Annotated in this window: 6 protein-coding genes; 4 read left to right on the forward strand and 2 right to left on the reverse strand. The window is 41.1% G+C overall.

Annotated elements, in window-relative coordinates; translation table 11 throughout:
- Positions 1 to 869: 869 nt before the first annotated feature.
- The 3 genes from BV375_RS04285 (at position 870) to BV375_RS04295 (ending at position 4,141) form a co-directional block, all read left to right on the forward strand.
- Positions 870 to 2,153, forward strand: coding sequence for an FAD-binding oxidoreductase (locus BV375_RS04285; protein WP_086757603.1), 1,284 nt, complete (start codon positions 870 to 872; stop codon positions 2,151 to 2,153).
- A gap of 55 nt (positions 2,154 to 2,208) precedes the next feature.
- Complete coding sequence (locus BV375_RS04290) at positions 2,209 to 3,564, forward strand: heterodisulfide reductase-related iron-sulfur binding cluster (protein ID WP_086757605.1); 1,356 nt, start codon at positions 2,209 to 2,211, stop codon at positions 3,562 to 3,564.
- Between the two features lie 184 nt (positions 3,565 to 3,748).
- Positions 3,749 to 4,141 carry a DoxX family protein gene (locus BV375_RS04295; RefSeq protein ID WP_086690464.1) on the forward strand — a complete coding sequence of 131 codons (393 nt, stop codon included), beginning with the start codon at positions 3,749 to 3,751 and terminating at the stop codon, positions 4,139 to 4,141.
- Positions 4,142 to 4,304: 163 nt separating this feature from the next.
- Here the strand turns inward: BV375_RS04295 and BV375_RS04300 are convergent, their stop codons facing one another.
- Positions 4,305 to 5,738, reverse strand: a complete 1,434-nt coding sequence (locus BV375_RS04300) for an MFS transporter (RefSeq protein WP_086757607.1) — start codon at positions 5,736 to 5,738, stop codon at positions 4,305 to 4,307.
- A 71-nt stretch (positions 5,739 to 5,809) separates the two neighbouring features.
- On the opposite strand from BV375_RS04300, the gene BV375_RS04305 reads away from it, so the two are divergent.
- Positions 5,810 to 6,328: a phosphoribosyltransferase gene (locus tag BV375_RS04305; RefSeq protein ID WP_086757609.1), complete on the forward strand. Its 519-nt coding sequence runs from the start codon at positions 5,810 to 5,812 to the stop codon at positions 6,326 to 6,328.
- A 27-nt stretch (positions 6,329 to 6,355) separates the two neighbouring features.
- Here the strand turns inward: BV375_RS04305 and BV375_RS04310 are convergent, their stop codons facing one another.
- Complete coding sequence (locus BV375_RS04310) at positions 6,356 to 7,183, reverse strand: Uma2 family endonuclease (protein ID WP_086757612.1); 828 nt, start codon at positions 7,181 to 7,183, stop codon at positions 6,356 to 6,358.
- Positions 7,184 to 7,805: the final 622 nt, after the last annotated feature.

Raw genomic sequence — 7,805 nt, forward strand, 5'->3', positions numbered from 1 at the left:
ATTACTGTTAATAGAAATTCTGGCAGTTCAAGAGTGCAACTGCTCTCATTAAAAAGTGCAAAGATGAATGAAAAGCACGAAACAATCTTTACTGTTATAACGCTAATGGCAATTTTAGAGATAATTGCCTAGTGGTGAAGATATTGCTGTTATATAAGTGTAGACATTGTATTACATCAGATAAGTCTGATGTTTTAAGATAATAGATTGATGACATTGCTACCCTGAGAAAAAATATACAATTTTTGGTCATATAAAGTCTATATTAGCCAAATATGACTAATATAGATTTTAAATGACAATTTCCTATAGTCAGCTTAAGTCATCATTAATCTTATTTCTTCAGTATTATTACTTAAAAAGTTTTACTGAGAATTAAGTTAAATTAGAAACTTGATATTAAGGAATTGCCACATATTGGTATTAAAATCGGTATTTTAGCGGTATTAGCAGTATTTTTGAGTATCAGAGGCTTTTCAAAAGTGCTAGGTGACCAAGTTTTTGAGGAAAGCAACGGGGAACCGTGATAAAATTTTGTCCACAGAATCGGATACTTAGAGTACTCCAAGTAAAAAAATGCCCAATTGTCATTGCGAGCGAAACGGAGTGTAGCGAAGCAATCTCAAACTCTGCGATTGCTACCCTTCGGGAACGCTCCGCGAACATTCCGCTTTGCTTCATTCGCAATGACAGGTTTTGGATCATTTATTGTTTGGAACACTCTTACAGACTTTTCGCTGTTCACATCCAGAACTTTTAAGGATGGGGATGTTCTAATCCCGTTGAAAAGTTGCAATAACTAAAGGCACTCAGCAATTTTTTAGGGAGATTAGCCAGTAAATTAGAAATAGGGCGTAAAAAATAAACTGATGAAAGCGATCGCTTCCGATCTGGCATCTATCGTCAATGAAGAAAATGCTGTCTATCTTTGGGAAAATCTTGAAACCACACGTAAAGAATCTATCCAAAAGGCAATGGCTACTGGCAAACATCCCAGTTGTATTGTCTATCCCCGCACCCAAGAACAATTAGCCGCCATTATTGCAGAAGCATATCGAAAAAATTGGCGTGTCCTCCCCTGCGGTAGTAGTAGTAAACTTAGCTGGGGCGGTTTGGCTCAGGAAATTGATGTGGTAGTTAGTACAGAACGCATCAATCAACTCATTGAACACGCCGTTGGCGATTTGACTGTTACGGTAGAAGCTGGAATGAAGTTTTCTGATCTCCAAGCTATTTTAGCCAGTTCTCGCCAATTTCTGGCCCTTGACCCGACTGCACCAGAGTTTGCAACTATTGGCGGTATAGTAGCTACAGCTAATACAGGTTCTTTAAGACAACGTTATGGTGGTGTGCGTGACCAATTGCTAGGCATTACTTTTGTACGTGCTGATGGTCAAATTGCCAAAGCTGGGGGACGAGTGGTTAAAAATGTTGCCGGATATGACCTGATGAAATTGTTTACTGGGTCTTACGGCTCATTGGGAATTATCACCCAAGTAACATTCCGAGTTTACCCGCAGCAAGAAGCATCAGCAACGGTGGCACTAACTGGCACGGCAGAGGCTATATCTAACGCAACTGATATTTTGCGAGGTTCGGCGTTAACACCAACCCAAGCTGATTTACTGTCCACGCAACTGGTATCTAGTCTAGATTTGGGTAAAGGATTGGGATTAGTCGCTCGTTTTCAAAGTATTAGCGAAAGTGTCAACGAACAGGCAAACCGCTTGTTAGAAGTTGGGCAAAAATTAGGATTAGACGGAGCAATTTATTTAGCTCAGGATGAGGATAATCTGTGGCAGAGATTGCCAAAACAACTACATTCTAATGCAACAAATCCCATTACTTGCAAAATAGGAGTATTACCTATTGCAGCCATAGAGGTTTTAAATCAAGTAGAGATGGGTTTGATTCATATTAGTAGTGGGTTAGGATTGTTGTGTTTAAATAGTCATAAACAAACTTTAAAAATCCGCGATATTTGCCAGGTTCATAGTGGTTTTCTCTCTATTTTAGAAGCACCAGCCACAGTAAAAGAAAAATTTGATGTTTGGGGATATACGGGTAATGCTTTGGAGTTGATGCGTCGGATCAAAGCACAGTTTGATGGCAAGAATATTTTAAGTCCTGGTCGGTTTGTGGGTGGGATTTAGGTTTTAAACGAACCACAAAGACGCGAAGGACGCAAAGCGAGGGGATAGAGGTATTATGCAAGTTTCAGATAATTCTGTTAATAATACGGCGAGTGTGAAGAATTTGCAGGGTTTTGATGGAAATCATCCACCCGATCCAAAGTTAATTGATAGTTGTGTGCATTGTGGGTTTTGTCTCTCGACTTGTCCCAGTTATCGGGTGCTGGGTAAAGAAATGGATTCTCCAAGGGGACGCATCTATTTAATGGATGCAATTAACGAAGGTGAAATTGCACTAAATACGGCAACGGTAGAACATTTTGATTCTTGTTTGGGGTGTTTGGCTTGTGTGACAACTTGTCCTTCTGGCGTGCAATATGACAAGTTAATTTCTGCAACGCGTCACCAAGTCGAACGTAATTATCCGCGCAGCCTGCCAGATCAATTGGTTCGTCAACTAATATTTTCTCTATTTCCTAACCCCGATATTTTGAGAATATTACTTGTACCGTTGATGGCCTATCAAAAGCTAGGTTTTTCTAAATTAATTCGCGCTACGGGTTTACTTAAAAAAATATCTCCCCGGTTGGCAGCAATGGAATCAATTCTGCCAGAAATTACTTTGAAAACCTTTCAAAATAATTTGCCGACGGTTATCCCAGCAAAGGGTGAGAAGCGCTACCGAGTCGGGATGATTTTGGGATGTGTGCAACGGCTATTTTTCTCTCCTGTGAATGAAGCAACGGTGCGGGTGCTGACAGCGAATGGTTGTGAAGTTGTAATTCCCCAATCGCAAGGTTGTTGTGCGGCGCTTCCCGAACACCAAGGACAAACCGAACAGGCGAAAGCTTTAGCTAGACAGATGATTGATAGTTTTGCAAAGGCAGATGTGGATTTTGTGATTATCAATGCTGCTGGTTGTGGGCATACATTGAAAGAGTACGGTCACATTTTAGAAGATGACCCGGAATATCGGGAAAAGGCGAAAGAATTTGCAGCTAAAGTGAAAGATGCTCAAGAGTTTTTAGCAACTGTGGGTTTAACGGCGAAACTATTGCCAATCACAGATAAACCTTTGAATATGGTTTATCAAGATGCTTGTCATTTATTGCATGGACAAAAAATTAGCGTGCAACCGCGTCAGTTATTGCGGCAAATTCCAGGGGTGAAGTTAAAAGAACCTTTGGATGCTGCTTTGTGTTGTGGAAGTGCAGGTGTTTATAATATGTTGCAACCGGAAGTTGCTGAAGAACTGGGTCAGCAAAAAGTACAGAATCTGCTCAATACTGGTGCTGATTTAATTGCTTCTGCTAATCCTGGCTGTACATTGCAGATTACTAAGCATTTGCATTTACAGGGTAAGGAAATTTCCGTAATCCACCCGATGGAGTTGTTGGATTATTCTATTCGCGGTGTGAAATTGGCAGTTTAACTCCGCGTTCCAACGAAGTTCTCAGCGGAGACTTCCTCCGCTCAAATTTCTCTGTGCTCTTCTGTGGGTCATAAATCATTTTTTAACAACGAAGACACAACGGAAAGTCTGAGCGCCGGAAGCCAGCGTTCAGAACTTTCTAAAACACAGACACAGAGAAAATTTTAAATAAGAGGTTGCTTTTATGACAAAGTTTAGCAAAGCTAAAAAGATTGCATTGTGGAGTTTCACAACAATCTTGGCAGCGCTTTTCCTATTCGTTGGAACTTTAAAGCTTACGGGTGCTGAACAACTTGTTGCTCAATTTACCAAGTTTGGATTACCTAGTTGGTTTCGTTTGTTTGTGGGTGTGGCGGAAATTGCTGGGGCAGGACTTCTGATCGTTCCCCGGACGACGACAATAGGAGCAGCAGAACTCGGTGTTTTGATGGCTGGTTGTGTGTTTCTACATTTCAAGTCAGGCGAAGCCCCGCAGAGTATCCCAGCATTTGTGTTGATCATTCTCTTAGCGATCGCTGGTTATGCTCGTCTTCCACATCAAAGGCTTCTTACCTCTAATAGGGATCTGCCAAGTTAAAACACTTTTGGTGTGTATCTTAATAGTATTTATTGAAATTGCGATCGCATTTGCAGCTTTTGCGATCGCATTCATAAGGTCTGTTTAATCGAGAATAACTTCGATATAAACATTTGCTGAAATCGCGATCGCATTTATAGTTTTTGCAGATCGCGCCACTGAATTACTCAATCTTTTCTTGCCGTTGTTTGAGTTTCAGCATGATTTCAGCGTGCATTTCACGGGTAATCGGATAAAAATACGTTAAAAATAAACCAGCAATTAAACAAATTGTAGGTAAAGGCCCAACTGCAAGGCGGATAGCTAGTAATGCGGAATCAGGTTGTGTGGGTAGTCCAGTTTGTCCAGCTACAGCTTCTTTAAAACCGTATGCTTGTAAGGCGTTTCCTACCAAAAATAGCCCAAAAGCCAAACCAAATTTTTGTAGTAACACCATAAAGCCATAAAAAACTCCCTCTCGGCGTTGTCCGGTTTGGAGTTCATCTAATTCAATCACATCTGGAATCATTGACCAGGGAACTAGATAAGCTGTAGACACACCAAAACCTGCCATTACTGCCATCAAATACATTAAACCTAGTTGACCAGGTTGTAAGAAATAGAGTCCGGCTGCTGCTATGATCCAGAGACTCATTCCTAGAAAATAAACAACTTTTTTACCAACTTTTTTACTTAAATTACTCCAAAAAAACAGCATTACTAGGGCTGTTCCTTGGACTGCAATCATGACTGTAGGTACGTCCGCTTCTTGCAGACGCATACAGTAAACTACAAAATAAGGAATAATGCTGGCTGTAATCTGTACACCTAACCAAGAACAAAGATATATACCAATAACAAATAGAAAAGGTCGATTGGTAAAGACAATTTTTAATTGTTCGATGAAGGGGATAGATGGGGGTTCTTCTAGTTGGATGCGTTTAGCTTCAAATGCCAAAACGCGATCGCGTGTGCCGTAAACGCACCAATACAATGCTAATACCGAAATTACAGTACAGATAGCGGCTAAGACTAAATACTGCTGCTGGCGATCGCTAATTACAGAAAAGACTATTTTGGACAAAATCAGCGATAGAATACTGCCACCAATAGAAAAGGTAAAGCGAAAGCTGTTGAGGCTGGTACGTTCGTCATAATCTTGCGTGAGTTCTGGTGTCATTGCCGTATAAGGCAAATTGACCACAGTATAAAACACCTGAGACACCACCCCAATCGCTACGTAATACCAGAACAAACCCCAAACGCTAAATGGCGGTACAATCCACTGCAAGAAAAAGAAAACTCCAAAGGGAATCGCGCCATACAATAGCCAAGGAAGACGGCGACCCCAGCGACGAGATTTCGTTTTATCAGTCAAAAACCCCACAAACGGATCGTTAATTGCATCCCAGATTTTGCCAATCATCAAAACGCTGCCAGCCAAACCCGCTGGGATACCAGCGACATTCGTGAAGAAAACCAGCAGAAAAAATATTGAAATATTGGCAGTAATAGCTGGGCCTAAATCCCCTGCGCCATAGGCCAGTTTAGTTTGAAATTGCAGTTTTTCACTTTGAGGAGTGTCACCAGCAGAGCCATCAGCCGCAGAATCATTCATAATATGTTGCACTCATACTAAAATAGAAAGTTTGCATTTGCCTTCAGTATTAGCTAAAAATTACTTCCCTTATGCCAGACCTTTACGTTTCTTGGTCAGATTATCACCAAAAAATTGAACAACTGGCTGCTCAGATTTATCAATCGGGTTGGGAATTCAACCAGATTGTCTGTCTTGCCAGAGGCGGACTGCGAGTAGGAGATATTCTATCCCGTATATATAAGCAACCGCTGGCAATTTTAGCAACATCATCTTACAGTGGCCCAGGCAAGCAAGAAAGGGGTTCGTTAACCTTTTCTCGGCATTTAACAATGACCACTGAAAATTTAGGTTCGCGGATTCTGTTAGTGGATGACCTCGTAGACTCTGGAGTCACACTCAAAGAGACTATTCCTTGGCTACAGCAAAATCTTGAGTTTGCGTACGCAGAAATTCGCACTGCTGTACTTTGGTATAAAGCTTGCTCTGTTATAAAACCTGATTACTATGTTGACTACCTGCCCGACAACCCCTGGATTCACCAACCTTTTGAACCCTATGAATATATGAACCCCGCTGAACTAGCAGCAAAGGTGAGCCAACTTTGTTAATCGGGTGATAGAGAGTTTTTTGTATGTTTATGATAAATCCTCTGGATTTTCTCCTAATTCCCTCAAACGTGCAGCTAAACGTTCAGCCCGTTGGCGTTCTGATTCAGCCCGTTGGCGTTCGGATTCAGCCCGTTGGAATTCTGCTTCAGCTCGTTGGGATTCGGCTTCAGCCCGTTGGGATTCTGTTTCAGCCCGTTGATGTTCTGCTTCTTCTGGTAAGAAAACTAAATTTCCTTCGCGGTCATAAAATCGTAGCCAAAGGGCAGTTTCTCGGTCTATTGTTCCGTCCCAAGTTCCCAGCCAAAATCCTAAGGTTTCGCACCATAACCAACCTTGCTCATTAGCAACTAAAGGCTGATAGCGAAAATTCACATCCAACCGCCATCCTTGTAAGGAGTTAGAATCAAATGGGTCAAAAACGAAATAGTCTCTAGTTCTAAAAACGCTTTCATAGAGATTCTTCTTCTCGCCTATATCTACATTTTTTGTTGAGGGAGACATCAATTCCACAATTACATCAGGATACCGTCCGTCTTCATCCCATACAACCCAACCTTGCCGAGAAGCAGTTCCCTCAACATTGAGAACTACAAAAAAATCTGGCCCCTTGAAATCCCGATTCCGTGCCTGTGTACGACTATAGTAAACAAACATATTACCGCCGACAAAGTAATCATTGCGGTCTGACCAAGCTTGTTGCAACGACCGAATTAAAACATTCATCCCAATGCGGTGGCGATTACTTTCCAAAGGTTCTCCGTCATCAAATATTAAATCTGTTGGTGGTGGGGTAGGTTCCCAGTCTGGGACAGGAGGCGCTGGGGAACTCTGGTTTGGAGTAATGTTAGTTGTCATAGCGTAACCTGATACATTTACACGATATTTGTCATCTGTCCTTTGTCCTTAGAGTCTGGCGTCAACCAGTAGGTGTTTGAAAACAAGAGTCAAATTTTGCGTCCCAAAAGCTTACTCTTGGCGGTTTTGAACCCTTTTCTACAGAGTTAGAGATTGACGCAAACTCCCTAACCTTTTCTACACAAGCTTTTGAGCTTATTTTACTCATGTCACCCTTGACAACTCAATGCCCCAAACGTTAATTTGATTGCAGGTTGACGCAACTGTACCTTGAAAACCAAATATATCAATGCTTTCAACTCCGGGCGATTGCAATTAACTAAAATCCCTATTAGGGATTGAAACCCAATAGATAATAAAATTTCCTATTTCTTCGTCTATTTTCAATTGCAATTAACTAAAATCCCTATTAGGGATTGAAACTCTCCAAACCGCGTGCTGAAGATTCGATATGTAATATTGCAATTAACTAAAATCCCTATTAGGGATTGAAACATCGATTAGAGCCATTTTTATCCTTGGAGTAGGATTGCAATTAACTAAAATCCCTATTAGGGATTGAAACTTGGGGTGCATCCCAGTTTTTATTCTCCTGAAATAGATAAATAAATCATGAGAAATT

This window comes from Nostoc sp. 106C, assembly GCF_002154725.1.
Lineage (GTDB): Bacteria > Cyanobacteriota > Cyanobacteriia > Cyanobacteriales > Nostocaceae > Aulosira.

Bases quoted from the DNA above. Each gene is read 5' to 3' on its own strand.
- BV375_RS04285 (WP_086757603.1), top strand. From the start codon at position 870: ATGAAAGCGATCGCTTCCGATCTGGCATCTATCGTCAATGAAGAAAAT.
- BV375_RS04290 (WP_086757605.1), top strand. From the start codon at position 2,209: ATGCAAGTTTCAGATAATTCTGTTAATAATACGGCGAGTGTGAAGAAT.
- BV375_RS04295 (WP_086690464.1), top strand. From the start codon at position 3,749: ATGACAAAGTTTAGCAAAGCTAAAAAGATTGCATTGTGGAGTTTCACA.
- BV375_RS04300 (WP_086757607.1), bottom strand. From the start codon at position 5,738: ATGAATGATTCTGCGGCTGATGGCTCTGCTGGTGACACTCCTCAAAGT.
- BV375_RS04305 (WP_086757609.1), top strand. From the start codon at position 5,810: ATGCCAGACCTTTACGTTTCTTGGTCAGATTATCACCAAAAAATTGAA.
- BV375_RS04310 (WP_086757612.1), bottom strand. From the start codon at position 7,183: ATGACAACTAACATTACTCCAAACCAGAGTTCCCCAGCGCCTCCTGTC.